This is a genomic window from Acinetobacter sp. NIPH 542, assembly GCF_000369825.1.
Lineage (GTDB): Bacteria > Pseudomonadota > Gammaproteobacteria > Pseudomonadales > Moraxellaceae > Acinetobacter > Acinetobacter oleivorans.
The window spans coordinates 284699-301023 of record NZ_KB850204.1 but is presented as its reverse complement, the minus strand read 5'-3'; the positions used below and the strand labels follow the sequence as shown (position 1 = coordinate 301023).

15 protein-coding genes are annotated in these 16325 nt (G+C 40.2%); 2 read left to right on the top strand and 13 right to left on the bottom strand.

Annotation, left to right across the window (positions count from 1 at the left end):
* Positions 1 to 4 precede the first annotated feature (4 nt).
* The 3 genes from F886_RS02450 to F886_RS02440 are packed head-to-tail and all read right to left on the bottom strand — an operon-like array spanning position 5 to position 2450.
* A complete protein-coding gene (locus tag F886_RS02450) occupies positions 5 to 754 on the bottom strand; it encodes a type IV pilus inner membrane component PilO (RefSeq protein WP_005300968.1) in 750 nt (249 codons plus the stop codon).
* Entirely contained in the window at positions 751 to 1392 is a 642-nt protein-coding gene (locus F886_RS02445) for a PilN domain-containing protein (protein ID WP_005300964.1), read from the bottom strand. Before F886_RS02445 ends, F886_RS02450 begins: the two co-directional genes overlap by 4 nt.
* Positions 1392 to 2450 carry a pilus assembly protein PilM gene (locus tag F886_RS02440; protein WP_005300961.1) on the bottom strand — a complete coding sequence of 353 codons (1059 nt, stop codon included), beginning with the start codon at positions 2448 to 2450 and terminating at the stop codon, positions 1392 to 1394. The genes F886_RS02445 and F886_RS02440 overlap by 1 nt, the downstream gene beginning before the upstream one ends.
* A gap of 161 nt (positions 2451 to 2611) precedes the next feature.
* On the opposite strand from F886_RS02440, the gene ponA reads away from it, so the two are divergent.
* Positions 2612 to 5173 (top strand): penicillin-binding protein PBP1a, encoded by a 2562-nt coding sequence (ponA, locus tag F886_RS02435; protein WP_005300959.1) that lies wholly within the window; start codon positions 2612 to 2614, stop codon positions 5171 to 5173.
* Between the two features lie 88 nt (positions 5174 to 5261).
* Here the strand turns inward: ponA and F886_RS02430 are convergent, their stop codons facing one another.
* The 9 genes from F886_RS02430 to F886_RS02390 form a co-directional block, all read right to left on the bottom strand.
* Positions 5262 to 6086 (bottom strand): putative RNA methyltransferase, encoded by an 825-nt coding sequence (locus tag F886_RS02430; RefSeq protein ID WP_005300955.1) that lies wholly within the window; start codon positions 6084 to 6086, stop codon positions 5262 to 5264.
* A 2-nt stretch (positions 6087 to 6088) separates the two neighbouring features.
* Entirely contained in the window at positions 6089 to 6421 is a 333-nt protein-coding gene (locus F886_RS02425) for a DUF7709 family protein (protein WP_005300952.1), read from the bottom strand.
* Positions 6422 to 6480: 59 nt separating this feature from the next.
* Positions 6481 to 7599 (bottom strand): phospho-N-acetylmuramoyl-pentapeptide-transferase, encoded by a 1119-nt coding sequence (gene mraY / locus F886_RS02420; protein WP_004789827.1) that lies wholly within the window; start codon positions 7597 to 7599, stop codon positions 6481 to 6483.
* Positions 7600 to 9000: a UDP-N-acetylmuramoyl-tripeptide--D-alanyl-D-alanine ligase gene (locus tag F886_RS02415; RefSeq protein ID WP_005300950.1), complete on the bottom strand. Its 1401-nt coding sequence runs from the start codon at positions 8998 to 9000 to the stop codon at positions 7600 to 7602. It abuts the gene before it with no gap.
* A gap of 8 nt (positions 9001 to 9008) precedes the next feature.
* On the bottom strand, positions 9009 to 10508 hold the full coding sequence (locus F886_RS02410; protein ID WP_005300947.1) for a UDP-N-acetylmuramoyl-L-alanyl-D-glutamate--2,6-diaminopimelate ligase: 1500 nt from the start codon (positions 10506 to 10508) through the stop codon (positions 9009 to 9011).
* Between the two features lie 3 nt (positions 10509 to 10511).
* Entirely contained in the window at positions 10512 to 12344 is a 1833-nt protein-coding gene (ftsI, locus tag F886_RS02405) for a penicillin-binding protein PBP3 (RefSeq protein ID WP_005300944.1), read from the bottom strand.
* A gap of 11 nt (positions 12345 to 12355) precedes the next feature.
* Positions 12356 to 12688, bottom strand: coding sequence for a cell division protein FtsL (gene ftsL, locus F886_RS02400; RefSeq protein WP_004789835.1), 333 nt, complete (start codon positions 12686 to 12688; stop codon positions 12356 to 12358).
* Positions 12688 to 13611, bottom strand: coding sequence for a 16S rRNA (cytosine(1402)-N(4))-methyltransferase RsmH (rsmH, locus tag F886_RS02395; RefSeq protein ID WP_005300940.1), 924 nt, complete (start codon positions 13609 to 13611; stop codon positions 12688 to 12690). Before rsmH ends, ftsL begins: the two co-directional genes overlap by 1 nt.
* A 258-nt stretch (positions 13612 to 13869) precedes the next feature.
* Positions 13870 to 14475, bottom strand: a complete 606-nt coding sequence (locus F886_RS02390) for an NAD(P)H-dependent oxidoreductase (RefSeq protein WP_005300938.1) — start codon at positions 14473 to 14475, stop codon at positions 13870 to 13872.
* Between the two features lie 122 nt (positions 14476 to 14597).
* On the opposite strand from F886_RS02390, the gene F886_RS02385 reads away from it, so the two are divergent.
* Positions 14598 to 15197: a TetR/AcrR family transcriptional regulator gene (locus tag F886_RS02385; protein WP_034590741.1), complete on the top strand. Its 600-nt coding sequence runs from the start codon at positions 14598 to 14600 to the stop codon at positions 15195 to 15197.
* A 78-nt stretch (positions 15198 to 15275) separates the two neighbouring features.
* Here the strand turns inward: F886_RS02385 and F886_RS02380 are convergent, their stop codons facing one another.
* Positions 15276 to 16274, bottom strand: coding sequence for a sulfate ABC transporter substrate-binding protein (locus F886_RS02380; protein ID WP_005044064.1), 999 nt, complete (start codon positions 16272 to 16274; stop codon positions 15276 to 15278).
* Positions 16275 to 16325: the final 51 nt, after the last annotated feature.

The following is a 16325-nucleotide window of genomic DNA, read 5'->3' as shown; positions in this document are numbered from 1 at the left end:
GCTCCTATTTCGACTGTGTATTAGCAGTAGAGGAAACAGGTGCTACTGAAGCCGAAACGTTGTTTTCCGGATTTTCAGCATTTTCTACGGCGCCCATATAGCGATAAGTTTTTGCTTTAATAGAATAATTAAGTACAGGAATATCTGACTTACTATCTTTAACAGGTGCAGCTTCTACAACAAAGTCATGCATCGTCACAATACGTGGTAATGCCGCAATACTACTAACAAAAGCACCAAAAGCGTGATAATCGCCAGTTGCTTCCATCGTAATAGGCTGTTCAATAAAGATTTCCTGCTTCACTTCATCTTCTAAACGAATATTTTTAAACTTCAGACCAGAGCTCACACCAGTTAAGTTAATGTCCTCAACCAAGCTTGGAATCTCGGTTTCTTTTGGGAGTTGCTCTAACTGCTGATTAAAGTTTGCTTGCATCTCTTGAAGTTGAAGTTGATATTGCTGCAAGTTACGTAATTTTGAATCCTTTTCGTGAAACTCATTCAACAAATTACTTTCTTGTGCCTGCGCATTATCAATTGCTTGAAGCTTTGGCTGAATAACAACAAAGTATCCTAAAGCCAACACAGCAAAGAAAATAAAAATCCAGCACGTAATTTTCACAGATAATGGCCAGCTACCGTAACTGTTCATATCTAGTGTGTTAAATTGCTGAAGAAATTTTTCTAAAGTGATCTGCTTTTTCTTAGATGGAGCTTGTTCTAACGACAACTCATGAAGTTCATCCGGACTCATTTAACCGCCCCCTTATCCGCACTTACAGACGTATTCGCGGTATCATCTGTTGTAGTCCCCCCCATTTCTCCTAAATCAACAGTCACAACAAAACTGCCATAACTATCTTCTACTCTAGGAAGCAGTGAACTCGCCGTCTTATCTTTTTTCTCTTCGGTCGCCAAGAAAGAGTTCATAAAAGCATTGCGATACCATGGTGATGCTTCGAGATTACGTAATAACTCCGCGACCGTATTTGGACTTTCTGCTTTACCTTCAATGGTAAATTTATCTCCAGTTCTGCTAAATTTAGTCAAATACATCGCTGCCGGAGTCACCCGTACCAATTCATCCACCAAACGCACAACAACAGGACGTTGACTTTGCAACCCCTGAATAAGTTTCATACGTTCGATAATGGCATCACGCTGTTCTTGCAAGCCATTTAAGGTTTTAAGCTGTTGATCTAGACTCTGGTTTGTACTAGTAATGAGTTGATTAGCTTGTTCTTGATCATCTAATTTTTGATTTAAATAAAACCACCCAGAAGATACAGTGGTAATCCCCAGCACAACGACCCCAAAACAGAAAATAATAAATTGTTTTTTGCGCTGTTCCCTAAGCCCATCACGCCAAGGAAGTAAATTAATTGTTGCCATTAATCAAAACTCCTTAAAGCCAAACCACATGCCACCATTAATGATGAAGCATCATTTTCAAGTTTTTGAATATCGACTTGAGGAGAAAAACCCATTTGTAAAAACGGATTGGCAATGGTTACACGGTAACCAAGTTTTTGCTGCAACAATTTGGCAAGCCCAGGAATGTTGGCATTCCCACCCGCTAGTAAAATATGGTCTATTTCATTGAACTGTGATGAAGAAAAGAAAAATTGTAGAGATCTGGCTGCTTGCTGCACGACCGCATCTAAAAATGGCTCTAAAACTTCGATGTCATAGTCATCTGGTAAAGAGCGTTCTTTTTTAGCTCGTCCCGCTTCTTCCAATGACAAACCATAACGGCTCTGAATTTCCAGAGTAAGCTGCTTGCCGCCGAAGACTTGTTCACGGGTATAAATGATTTTGCCACTTTGCATAACCGATAATGTAGTCATGGTATGGCCGATATCTAAAATACCAATGGTATTGGCACCCATGGGTAAACTATCAGCGAATACACTAAAAGCACGCTCGACAGCATAACTTTCGACATCAGCAAGCTTAGGCGTTAGATCCACCAGCTCCAGCACTTCTACTCGTGTTTCAACATTTTCTGTTCTTGTTGCAACTAGAAGTACATTTACACGGTTTGGGTTAGGCAGTCGATCCGGCAGAACCTCAAAATCAAGACTCACTTCATCCAAAGGGAACGGTATATACTGCTCCGCATCTAAACGAATCTGAACTTCTCGTTCGTCATCATTCATATCTGCATCCATTTCGATGGTTTTATGAATAACCGTCGATGTTGGAACAGCAATTGCAGCGTTACTGGTTTGGGGATTTGCTAAATTCATCGCCCGTTCCAAAGCTTCCGCAACTGCCTCTGGATTCAAGATATTTTTTTCAACTACACTGTTCTCGGGTAAAGGCATTAAAGCATAGCTTTCCACCCAATATTTACCGTTCTTAACAGAGAGCTCCAACAACTTAACAGAAGTCGAACTAATATCGACACCCATTAACCCCTTATTCGGTTTACGATATAACCTGAGCACACTATTGTCCTATTATTTTTTTATCCCCAAAAAAAATTACAAACCAATAATCTAGGTCTTTATTTTTACACGGATACAATATCTCATCTAACAATCCGCATGTCTAAAGGCTATACTGACCACAATTAGTTTGTATTCGATCTTATTAAAGCTTACTTATCATGAAAAAGCTATCCAGTTTGGGCTTCGTGCGTCCAATTTTTTTGATCATTATTATTATCTTAGTCTCACTTCCGATGGGCTTTTATGGCATGTATCTCTATATCGCCCCATCGCTCCCTGAAATGAGTTCACTAAAAAAAGCTCCGCTTTTAAAACCGCTACAGGTCTATACCTCAGATAATCAACTGATTGCCGAGTATGGTGGTAAGCTTTCTATTCCAGTTGAATACAAACAAATTCCTCCTGCTTTTATTCATGCATTTTTAGCAGCAGAAGATTCTTCTTTCTTTGAACATAGCGGGATCAGTTTTAAAGGTTTAGGGCGTGCTTTAAGTGAAAGTGTAACTGGTTCTGATGTGCAAACTGGTGGTTCAACCATTACCATGCAGGTTGCAAAGAACTATTATTTGAGCCCAGAAAGAACCTTAAAACGTAAAATAACCGAGATCTTTTTAGCTCGAAAAATTGAGCAAAACTTATCTAAAGAAGAAATTCTCAGTCTTTATGTGAATAAAATCTTCTTAGGAAAAAATGCCTACGGTATCGCAGCAGCAGCCAAAATTTATTACAACAAAAGTATTAATGAGCTCAGCATTGCTCAAATGGCAATGATTGCAGGTTTGCCGAAAGCGCCTTCTAAATACAATCCTGTAGTTAATCCTGAACGTGCACTTGAACGTCGCAACTGGATTTTAGGCCGTATGTTACAGCTGGGTTATATCTCTCAAGGAGAATATCAAAAAGCTGTAGCTGAACCGATCAACTTAAACATGCCCAATCGGGATTTAAATAATATTCACCCGTATGCAGGCGAAATGGTTCGTTCAGAGCTTGTAAAGCATTTTGGTGAACAAGCCATTGATTCTGGCTATAAAGTCTATACAACCATCAATGCTAAACGCCAAGCGATTGCAGAGAAATCTGTACAAGATGGTCTTGAAGCTTACGACCGTCGTCATGGCTGGCGTGGTGCGGAAGCACACGATAAACCATTAAATGAATTTAGAGCATATGCCAATACCTACCCGGCACAAGTTACCAAGGTAAATAGCAACTCTTTTGACGCATTAATGCAAGATGGCACGACTGTTACTGTACAGTGGTCAGGTATGTCATGGGCTCGCCCCTATCGCAATGCGAATAGTGTAGGTGGTGCTCCTTCACGTGCATCTCAAATTGTTCAAGTTAAAGATATTGTTCGCTTACGTCCAAATGATGCAAAAACAGCATGGTCTTTAGTTCAGGTTCCAAAAGTTCAAGGCCAACTTATTGCGATTAACCCGAATGATGGTTCAATTGAAGCAATTGTAGGTGGTTATAACTTCTATCAATCGAAATTTAACCGCGCCTTACAAGGCTGGCGCCAACCAGGTTCAACGATCAAACCGTTTGTTTATGCATTGGCACTTGAACGCGGTATGACACCGTACAGCATGGTGAATGATAGTCCTATCACAATTGGTAAGTGGACACCGAGAAACTCAGACGGTCGTTATTTAGGGATGATTCCATTACGTCGTGCTTTGTATTTGTCTCGTAATACCGTGTCAGTACGCCTTTTGCAAACTGTGGGAATTGAACGTACTCGCCAGTTATTCATGGATTTTGGTTTACAAGAAGATCAAATTCCACGTAACTACACCATTGCTCTAGGTACACCTCAAGTATTACCAATTCAAATGGCAACTGGATATGCAACTTTTGCAAATGGTGGTTATCGCGTTCAACCACACTTTATTCAGCGTATTGAAGATGCATACGGTAAAGTGATTTATCAAGCTAAGCCAGAATATGCATGTATTCCATGCATTAACGCGCCTGACACAACTGATGACGAGCAGAAAGCTACGACAACAGATGATGAAGTGATTGAGGTTACTAACAAAGACGTAGAGCAGAAAGAAAAGGCAGCTAAGCAACTTAATCTTAAACAAACTGATAAAGCGAATAGCGAGTATCGCCAAGCTCAACGTATTTTAAAATCAAGCTCTGCTTACGATATGGCGAATATTTTACGTGATGTAATTGAGCATGGTACAGGCCGTGCCGCACTTAAAATTGGCCGTAGTGATTTAGGCGGTAAAACTGGTACAACCAACGATGCAAAAGATGCATGGTTTGCAGGCTTTAACGGCAAGTTAGTGACTGTAACGTGGGTTGGATTTGACCAACCGACAACATTAGGTCGACGTGAGTATGGTGGTATTGCTGCACTACCGATCTGGATTAACTTTATGGGTCAAGCATTGCAAGGTACGCCAGCATCTTGGGTTCGTTTAGATAAAGATGCCCAAGGTCCTATTTCACGTGACAAACAACAAACTGTTACTGAAGTAGGCGATAAGAAAACTTATCGTGCAGCTCCACCATTAGCACGCCCGCTATATCGCCCAGCACCGCCACAACCAAAACTAAGCAATGACAATGACTTCTCCGATTTACCAGGTGAGGAAATTGTTATTCCATCAAAAGCTGCACCTCCTGCGATGAAGCCTTCACAGGGAGCAGCACCGAAGCGTGAGAAAGATGAACTAGAAAATCTGATTAATCAGATTGAATAGCAAAAAAAAGCCATCGTATGATGGCTTTTTTTTGCGCTCTTAAAAATAAATCGTATGATGACTTTTTTACGCTTTTAAAAATAGACTGCTAACTAGCTATTTTATTACGTTTCTGAAAGACATAAATTTGAAAAGATGCCGTTACCTCTAATTGCGACTGCTGCTCTAACTGCAAACGACGCTCAGGAGAGGCTTTATAAGCATAAGGTGTCATAGCAATCAGATTTTTTAAAGCCTGTTGATCAAGCACAAAAGGGGCATTAATAATTTGCTCTTGTTTGAGCTCAAACAAATCTTGCAACTGCTCCACAAACTTCTCTGGTGTATGAGGGTTAACCTGTTCAAATAAAGCTTCACGCATTGCATATAAATGCTCAGATGCAGGAGTGACAACAATTAAATATCCATCATCCTTTAAAACACGAGCAATTTCTGCCTGTGGAATTGGGCTAAACAAACTGGTACATGCATCCATGCTTTGATCAAGCACAGGCAAAGTCGCACCAGTCCCCACAACCCAAGTCACCTCAGTATTGAGCTTTGCTGCACGCTGTACCGCATTTTTTGCAATATCAACACCAACACATTGCTCAACGACTTGCTGCATAGCACTGGTGTAATAGCCCTCACCACACCCGATATCAAGTACGGTTTTTACATCTAATTGTTTTAATAAAGCGACTACAGCATGTTGTAAAGGCTGATAATAACCACCTTGTAAAAAAGCTCTTCGCGCATCGACCGACTCTGGTGTATCTCCAGGATTCTTACTATGTTTATGTTGCACAACATGTAAGTTCACATAACCTTGTTTAGCGACATCATAACTATGCCCTTGTCCACATCGCCAAGTTTTTTCATTTAAATCGAGAGACTGACGACACACAGGACACATTAAAATTTGCTTAGTCACTTTTAATTGTTCTCTTGTTCTTTATGTTGTAAATAAGACTTTGCATGCATTCCCACAAATGTACGCCCTGCATTTGTTCCCTTAATCCATTCATCTACCTGAAATAAATCAAATAGCCCCACTTTGACTAAAGTTGGAATAGCAATCTTTAATTCTTCCTCAATCTGACCTCTTTGGCCTGCATTATATAATTCAATATTATGCAGCATTGTAGCGACAGTTCCGGTTTGTACCTGACTTCCATCTTTAAGCACAACTTGAGGTAATACTTCGCCTTCTCCAACTACTTTCTGATTAATTACAGATAATTGGTCTAGACCAGCAACTTTTGTCATTCATCTCTCCAATAAAAAAAGCCAGTAGAACTGGCTTTATATTGACACTAAAATAAGATCTATCGCAATTTTAAAGTCATTAGACCTAAAACTACTAATATAATTGTAATAATCCAAAAACGAATCACAACTTGGGTTTCTTTCCAGCCCTGCTTTTCATAGTGATGATGCAGCGGTGCCATTAAGAACACGCGTTTATTACGCATCCGCAGCGATCCAATTTGCAAGAAGACAGATACAGCCTCCATTACAAATACACCACCCATAATCGCAAATACGATTTCTTGGCGTACCATAACAGCAATTGTTCCAAGCATCGCGCCTAAAGCTAATGCACCAACATCACCCATAAAGATTTGAGCTGGGTGTGCGTTATACCAAAGAAATGCCAAACCCGCACCAATCATGGCAGAGCAGATTACAACAAGCTCAGAGGTATATTTCACATAGGGAATATGCAAATAGTTAGCGAAACGGATGTCACCTGACAAGTAAGCAAATACACCTAAGCCCGTAGCGACCATTACAACAGGCATGATTGCCAAACCATCTAAACCATCAGTTAAGTTAACGGCGTTAGAAGCACCATTAATAACTAGATAGGTAAATACAATAAATGCCAAGCCCAAAGGAACCATAGAGAGTGGAATTGAAAGATTCTTAAAGAATGGAATCAATAAATCCAGCATGTTTGCCGTATGTTCAGCATTCGACTGTTGGGTTGCAATTAAATATAAAGCAATACCAGCCCCAAGCGATGCAACAGAAGTCCAGAAAAACTTCTTACGGGCAGGTAAACCTGCATTGTCTTTATAGCGAATTTTAATCCAGTCATCTGCCCAGCCCACAGCCCCGAATACAACCATTACACCAAGCACAATCCAGACATAAGGGTTAGATAAATCAGCCCAGAGTAAAGTACTAATACCAATTGAAAGCAGAATTAAAATCCCGCCCATGGTTGGTGTACCCATCTTTTTAGCATGATTTTCAGGAGCAAATGAACTTACTGCCTGACCGTATTTTAACGCTTGTAATTTACGAATCATGATCGGCCCGAGGACCAAACCAATGGTCAGTGAAGTTAATACACTGAGTAAAGAACGTAATGTTAAATAACGAACGACCTGAAACGAACTGTGATAGCCCGCAAGTTGTTCAAACAACCATAACAGCATTTAAAGTTTCTCCATCAAATCAGCCATCAACGTTTCCATATGAGTAAAGCGAGAACCTTTAAACAGGAAACTCATGGACTGTGGTTGATGTGTTTGGATTAGATTGATTAGAAATGGAAGCGCCTCAGCTTGTGTCTGAAATGCTTTCACTTTATTGGAATGAGAGTCTGCACCCTCGAGAGCGGCTGGAGCAAACTGCCCAACTGCAATAATATGATCTAAAGGAAGCTCAGCAAGATAACGGCCTAAATCGTGGTGTTCTTGCCAACTGCTATCACCTAACTCACCAATATCCCCCATGACCATCACTTTTAAGCCTTGTTGCTGCAACAACACTTGTGCAGCAGCACGCATTGAGGTCGGATTGGCATTATAGGTATCATCAATAAATAAGTAAGGTGACTTTTGAATAAAGTTAAGACGACCCTTAGCTCCCTGAGCTTGCTCTAAGCCTTGGACAATATCTTCTAGTCCAATACCAATTGCTAAAGCAAAGGCTACAGCTGCGGTCGCATTCTGAACATTATGCTCACCTGCAAAATGGAGTTTAACGGCACTGACACCTTGCGGCGTATGTAGCGTAAAATTTGTTGATTGAGGTAATAATTCAATATCTGTTGCATACACATCGCCACCCACACCAAATGTAGAAATACGATGCGCTTTTGCGGCGTTAAGAATCTCAGCAGTGAAATCATCTTGCTGCGGTACGATTGCAACGCCATTTGGAAAAATATGACGATAAATTTCCGATTTAGCTCGGCAAATACCTTCACGTCCACCAAATTCGCCCAGATGAGCTGTACCAATATTCAAAATGCCTGCAACATGAGGCTGAACTAATTTAGAAGTATAATCAATTTCACCTTGATGGCTTGCACCCAACTCCATCACCGCATATTGATGTTCCTTGCGAAGCTCTAGCAGCATCATGGGTACACCAAGATCATTATTTAAATTACCACGGGTGATTAATGTCGGAGCTAAGCGCGATAATATACTTCCCAACATTTCTTTAGTTGTGGTTTTACCGCTACTACCTGTTAAAGCAATCACTTTTAATTGGGTATTATGCTCACGGCGATAAGCGCCGAGTTGCCCCAAAGCCAAGCGAGTATCGGCAACAACTAACTGTGCAATTTCTATCTCTAAAGGACGTTCAACAATGGCGATTTGACAACCATTCGCGGCAACCTGAGTTACAAAGTCGTGTGCATCAAAACGCTCACCTTTTAGTGCTAAAAAGGCATCCCCAGTTTCCGCATGACGAGAGTCCGTCAAAATACGTTTAATTTCAGTTTGAGGGATCTGGTCTTTATGCCAATAGCCCTGCGTTGCCTGTTGTAATTGTTGAGCTGTCCACGGTTCCAAAGGCACGGTACTGGTGGTTGAAGTATGCATAAATAATCCTATTGTGCAGGGTAAGCAGCGTCTACAGTATGGTGTTGCGCAGCAATTGCTGATTGTACTTCGACAACATCATCAAACCAGTGGCGCACACCATTAATTTCTTGATAATTTTCATGACCTTTACCAGCAATAACCACAATATCACCAGCTTGAGCTTGCTGCGCAACAAATTTAATTGCTTCACGGCGATCATGAATTTCCTGCATGTGATGCCCAGAGAAATCAATTCCTTGCTTCATATCAGCAAAAATTTGTTCAGGGTCTTCAGTTCTTGGATTATCCGAAGTCAGAATAATCGGATTCGCTCCATCCAAAGCGGCTTGAGTCATGAGTGGACGTTTACCACGGTCACGATCTCCACCACACCCGAATACCGCCCAAAGCTGATTAGATACATGACGTTTTAAAGTCTTAAGCACCTGAATCAAAGCATCAGGTGTGTGGGCATAATCCACAACAAATAAACGTTCACCATCGCGAATGACCTGCATTCGTCCCGGCGCACCTATGAGCTTAGGAACAAAAGCGACTAAAGCGTCTAAATCAAAACCTGCTTGCTCAGCAGCAATAAGCGCTGCAATCAGGTTTTCAACGTTGAAATGCCCCAATAATGGACTTTGAACAGCAAAAGAACCTTGCGAGCTGACTAAATTAAAAGTCGCCCCTGCCAAAGAGTAACTTAAGTCACTAATATAATAATCAGCCGTATTTTGGGTAAGTGAATACGTCAGAATCTTTGGCTGAGCAGGATTTTGTTTTGCTGCATTGATCATAAGAGCAGCATGTTCATCATCAAGATTAATAACAGCTACTTTTAAAGAATTAAAACGGAATAAAAGAGCCTTTGCTTCTGCGTAAGCCTCTAAAGTGCCATGATAATCCAGATGATCACGACTTAAATTACTATAAACAGCAATTTCAATCGCACAACCATTTAAACGACCTTGCTCTAAGCCATGTGAGCTTGCTTCAAGAGAAGCGAAAGTTGCACCTTGTTTAGCATAATCATGTAATGCATTTTGTAGTTGTAAAGCATCGAGCGTAGTATGAGTTGATGGTGTCAGATCAGGCAAAATACCATTACCAGTTGTGCCCATCACCGCACAACGCTGTTGTTGTGAACTAATTAATTCAGCAACTAAACGTGAAATTGTCGTTTTACCATTTGTGCCTGTTACTGCAACGATACGCGCTGGTGTAACAGGGTCAATATGTTGCAAATAACGCTCTTGCCATTCGCCCATGCGCTGACGTACATCAGGGCATACCCATTCATTTGCTACACCTAATTCCGTCTCGCTAATGATCGCAAGTGCGCCATTGGCTAGCGCTGACTCTGCAAAAGCACGTGTTTTTTCAGGTTGGCTATAACTGGTCAAAGCAATAAAAATTTGGCCTGACTCAACCTTACGGCTGTCTAGACTAAAGCCGTGAAAAGGCTGCTGAGACCACTGCGCATTAATCTCGACTGGATTAATTTCTTGAAAAGAAACAGACATAGCTTACCTGCGAATAGGATTTACTGAAGTATCAAGGGGCTTATCAAGCGGCACATTCATTAAACGTAATGATTCTTGCATAATGCGTGCAAAAACAGGGGCCGCAACTAAACCACCGTAATAGCGACCTTGTGGGTTTTCAACAACGACAATAACAGCTAAACGTGGGTCACTAATTGGCGCAACACCAGCAAATAAAGCACGGTATTCATTATTTGAATAACCTTTACGGTCTGCACGAAGTTTATGAGCCGTACCTGTTTTACCACCAACACGATAACCCGGAATATTAGCTTGCTTTGCCGTACCACCAGGCATCGTAACCTGCTCTAACATAAGCAAAACCTGATCAGCAATTTTTGGAGCTAGAACTTGCTCGCCTTTAGGTGCTTGATCGAGTTTATGCAAGCTTAGAGGCATTTTTACGCCATGATTTGCAAGCATTGCATAGCCTTGCGCCAACTGAAGAATAGTTGCGTTTAGGCCATAACCATAAGCCATGGTACCAATTTGAGAAGAGTTCAATTTACTTACTGGAAGCACTAAACCTGAACTTTCCCCCGGAAATTTCACAGCCGAGCGTTTACCAAAACCAGCACGATTAAAGAAGCTTGGTAGTGTTTCTTTTGGAAGTGACAATGCAATTTTTGCAGAACCCACGTTTGAAGATTTGATAATGACGCCACTAACAGTTAAAGCACCATAGTTGTGGGTATCACGAATCGTATGCCAACCTAAACGCATTGAACCTGGAGAAGTATTTACAATCGTGTTAGGCGTATATTGCCCAGTTTCTAATGCAGAAGAAATTGTAAATGGCTTCATGGTTGAACCCGGTTCGAACATATCAATCGCACCACGGTTACGCATGGCATCTTTATTAGACAAACCATTTTTATCATTCGGGTTATATGACGGCCAACTGGTCATTGCCAGAATTTCACCAGTCTTAACATCTACAGCAATTGCCGTTGCCGAACGGGCATTATTTGCAACACCAGCTGCGGTCAGCTCTCTATACATAATGTATTGCAAACGAGAGTCGATACTTAAAGTGATATTTTCGCCAGGCTCACCCTCACGGATAACCTCTGAAACTTTTAAGCGATTTCCGCGCTTATCACGAATAATTTTTTGCTCACCATCCACACCTGACAGCTGTTTATTGAGCTGCATTTCCAAGCCTTCAATCCCTTGGCCTTCACTGTTGGTTAAACCAATAATCTGGGCATTTGGCTGTGGTTGAGGATAATAACGCTTATAGGTTTTCTCGGCATATACCCCTTGAAAGTTACCCTTCGTAATGAGGTCTGCCTGTTGCGGTGGTATTTCTTTTTTCAGAACCAGATAACGAGAACGCGGTCGTGCATTCATCTGCTTTTTAAGATCGGCACGGTCTAAACCAACGACATCTGCCAACTCATCAAGATTTAAGTTTTTATCGGGTAATTGTCTTTTTAATTTACGATTGTTCGGATCTTTCTTTAATTCCGCTGTAATTTGGTCATATAAATGCTTTGTATCGAAATAATCACGCGGATCCATTACGATTTTCATGATCGGTGTACTAATTGCCAAAGGCACGCCATGGCGGTCACTAATCACGCCACGCATAGCTTCTACACGCTCAGTACGCAAAATATTGGCATTGGCCTTGTTTTGTAAAAAATCCTTATTAATTACCTGTACATAAAATGCACGTGCAATTAAAACAACAAAACAGAGTAACACTACTGCCCAGAGCAGATAAAACCGCCACATATCAAAGGCAAGAGTTGGTTTTTCCGAAATAGACTGCTGTTTTTTCCGTGTTTGTTTTGTTCGCTTATCTACCATACAGCAAGGCCTTACTTATTTTGCTCTGAGGTCATTGGTAAAGAAATTACCACCGTTTCTGCAGCCGGTGGAGAAAACATCCGTAGCTGAGTTACAGCACGTGTACCAATCTGTGCCGTTGCACCAAAGGTTTGTTGCTCAATGAGCAAACGCCCCCATTCAGCATTGAGATCATCACGTTCACGCATATAAGAGCTAAGCTCTCTATAATCATGACGATATTCAAATACCTGAAATACCACCATCATGGCACTTATAAAAACAAGTGCCACCAAGACTGTATACACCACAACTTTTTTAACCACTTTATTTTCTGTGGTTGCGATTTCATCACTGCTTTTCATTACGCGCCTTTTTCTTCCAAGCGTTCAGCAACCCGAAGCCATGCACTACGTGAACGAGGGTTCGCTTTTACTTCTTCTTCACTCGCACGAACCCGTGAAATTTTCTTTAATCTTCTTGTATCTACCCGCTGCTCTGGCATTCCCCAACCGAAATCTTCTGCTAACGTAGATTCTTTTTGAATAAACTGCTTAATCAGTCGGTCTTCAAGAGAATGGAAACTAATAACAGACAAACGTCCTTCCGGTTTGAGTAAGTCTACAGCTTGCGGCAAAAACACTTCAATATCTTCGAGCTCTTTATTAATAGCAATACGAATAGCCTGAAATGTACGTGTCGCTGGATGTTTATGTTTTTCCCATTTTGGATGAGCTGTTTTTACAAGTTCCGCCAATTGAGCAGTTGTATCTAGTTTTCCAGCATTTTTAATGGCTTTAGCAATACGTCGACTATAACGCTCTTCACCATATTGATAAATAATATTTGCTAATTGTTCTTCTTCAATTTCAAGTAACCACTCGGCCGCAGTTAAACCCTTAGAATTATCCATTCGCATGTCTAACGGACCATCTTGCATGAAACTAAAACCACGTTCTGCCTGATCAAGTTGAGGAGATGACACTCCCAGATCAGCCATAATGCCATCAACACTCATCACACCAATTTCCTGCATCTTCTCTTTGATATCAGCAAAACTCGCATGAATGATCGTAAATCTTGGATCTTCTTGTGCCAAAGCAGCAGCAACTTCCAGTGCTTGAGGGTCTTTATCAAATGCATACACTCGTGCATTTTCATCAAGTTTAGAGAGCAATAAACGTGTATGCCCACCTCTTCCGAAGGTTGCATCGATATACACCCCTGTTGTGCGATCTGCCAATAAGCTCTCAACGGTCTCAAAAAGTAAGACAGAAATATGCGACATAGGTGTTAAATCATTGCGTAAAAATGTAACTGCACATTATCACCTTGTTTATGACCAACGCCAAACGGCTTTTTGTAGGAAAATATTAATTTTTCATAGATAAAACCGTTTTGTTAGCACTTTTTAAGCAAAATAAGAAAGTAAGAATAATTTTCTAGAGTTAAATACGAATTAATAAAACTTTTTTATTAAATTCTTTATTAAAAAAACTCTCTTTTCCTTTACGCTTATTTTATTAAAAACTCCCGCAGATTTACCTTAGGACGAGATGAGTTGGCAATCTTTTTTGGCATATTTACCGATTTGATTTAACCATTTTTGCCTTTGGGCTAAACTTGCGCCCCGCACTGTTCCAACATAATTAACTTTGACTTTACTGACCCCACAAAATTGCAAAGTCGCTTTTTTAAGTTGTCGAGTACTTGGTTCACCATAGTACCAACGATAAAACCAACCCGGCTGGTCTAAAGTCGTAATCAGTCGTGCTGTTTTTGACTGTAAATGACCAATAACACGATTGCTGTTTTCTCGGTAACTAAAGACAAGATTCGGTAAAAAGAGTCGGTCAATAAAACCTTTAGCGATAGCCGGCAGCCCTCCCCACCACACTGGAAAGAACCATACCAAATGATCCGCAGCCTGAATTTTTTCAAGCGCATCCATTAAATCAGGTTCCAATTCCATTCGTTTTTCATAACCATATTTTAAATTAGGTTCAAAACCCAACTTGGCAATTTCTATTAGATCTACGTGAATACCTAATGTTTTTGCCTGCTCTACATAGTTGTGAGCTAATGCATGATTAAAACTAGTATCGGATGGATGACCATTGATAACTACAATACGTTTAGAGACTTGAGACATATATCGCCTTTATTGTCGCACAGTCAAATATCAGTTGATATTTGAAATAAATGAGTAGCAAAAATATCTTATGGAAATTAAGATATCAAGTGATATCTCAATTATTATTTTATCTGGCTCTTATGACTCTTTCTCGCAATGAAAAACAGATACAAACTCGACAGCATCTTATTGAAGCTGGGTTTGCTCTCATTTCTAAATTTGGTTATAACGCGGTATCTATCAGGAATCTTTCTAAACAGGCAGGTTATACTCAAGGTGCCTTTTATTCGAATTTCAACAATAAAGAAGAGTTTTTGCTTGAGCTGATGCAGCTTCAATTCGCTAAAGAAAATTTACAGCTACAAGAAATCTTTACCAGTACCCCTTCAAATACAGAGCAACTAATTGATTCATTGCGTCAATGGCTGACCGCTTTTTTTACAAACGATGAATGGCTTAAAATATCAATAGAACTACAGCTATTTGCTGCACGTGATATTACCTTCGCCGAGGAGTATCAAAAGGTTTGGAAAACCCATCAGCAAGAAGTAACGAAGATTATGAATCAATTCTTTTCTTTAACGGAGATAACTGAGCCTGATGACTATGATTCTATTGTCATAGAGCTTGTATCATTAAGTTATGGGCTAGCTTTACAATATATGATTTTCAAAGATGATATAGATCACTACATTAATATTTTTATCAATACTTTATTAAAAAGATTGGGCACTATCTAAATCAATTAAAAAATAGACCTAAAAAATACAAAGAGCCGCTTAATGATTAAATAAACGACTCTAAAAAAACTTAATTAATTATTGCTTCCCATCATAAATTTGATCGAAGACAGCCCCATTTGCAAAGTGAGTTTTTTGAGCTTTAGCCCAGCCACCAAAAACATCATTAATGGTAAATAATTTAATTTTTGGGAATTGTGCTGCATATTTAGCAGCCACTTGCGCATTGCGTGGTCGGAAATAATGTTTAGCAGCCAACTCTTGCCCTAATGGTGAATATAAAAAGTTCAAGTAGCCTTTTGCTAATGTTCGGTTGCCATCTTTATCTACGGTTTTATCTACAATTGCGACGGAAGGCTCTGCCAAAATTGAAATTGATGGGTAAACGATTTCATATTTATCTTTATCAGGTCCTTTAGTCGCCAATAAAGCTTCGTTTTCCCATGATAATAAAACGTCACCAATTCCACGCTCAGCAAATGTTGTTAGCGAACCACGTGCTCCCGAATCAAGTACTTTTACATTGTGATAAAGTTTTTTAACTAACTCACGAGCTTTGGCATCATTTCCACCCGGTTGCTTTAAAGCATAACCCCATGCCGATAAATAAATCCAACGCGGTGCGCCCCCTGTTTTAGGATTAGGAGTGATAATTTCCACACCTGGTTTTGTTAAATCATTCCAGTCACGTATATTTTTTGGATTACCTTTTCGCACGAGGAATACAACAGTCGAAGTATAAGGTGCAGAATTATTTGGAAATTCTTTTTGCCAATTCGGTTGGATAAAACCTGCTTTCACAATCTCATCAATATCATTCGCTAACGCTAACGTTACAACATCGGCTTCAAGCCCCGTAGCTACTGCCCGAGCTTGTTTACCAGATCCACCATGCGACTGTTTAAACTCAACATCCTGACCTGTACGCTGTTTCCAAAACTTCCCAAAAGCCTGATTATATTCTTGATAAAATTCTCGGGTCGGATCATAAGAAACATTTAAAAAAGAAGTAGCTGCCTGAGCTGCTGTTGCCATTCCCAAGTACACCGCTACAGCCATTATTGATATTTTTTTCATTTACAAAATCCATCATTGGTTTTAGTTTTACTATATTTTTAATTTTATAAT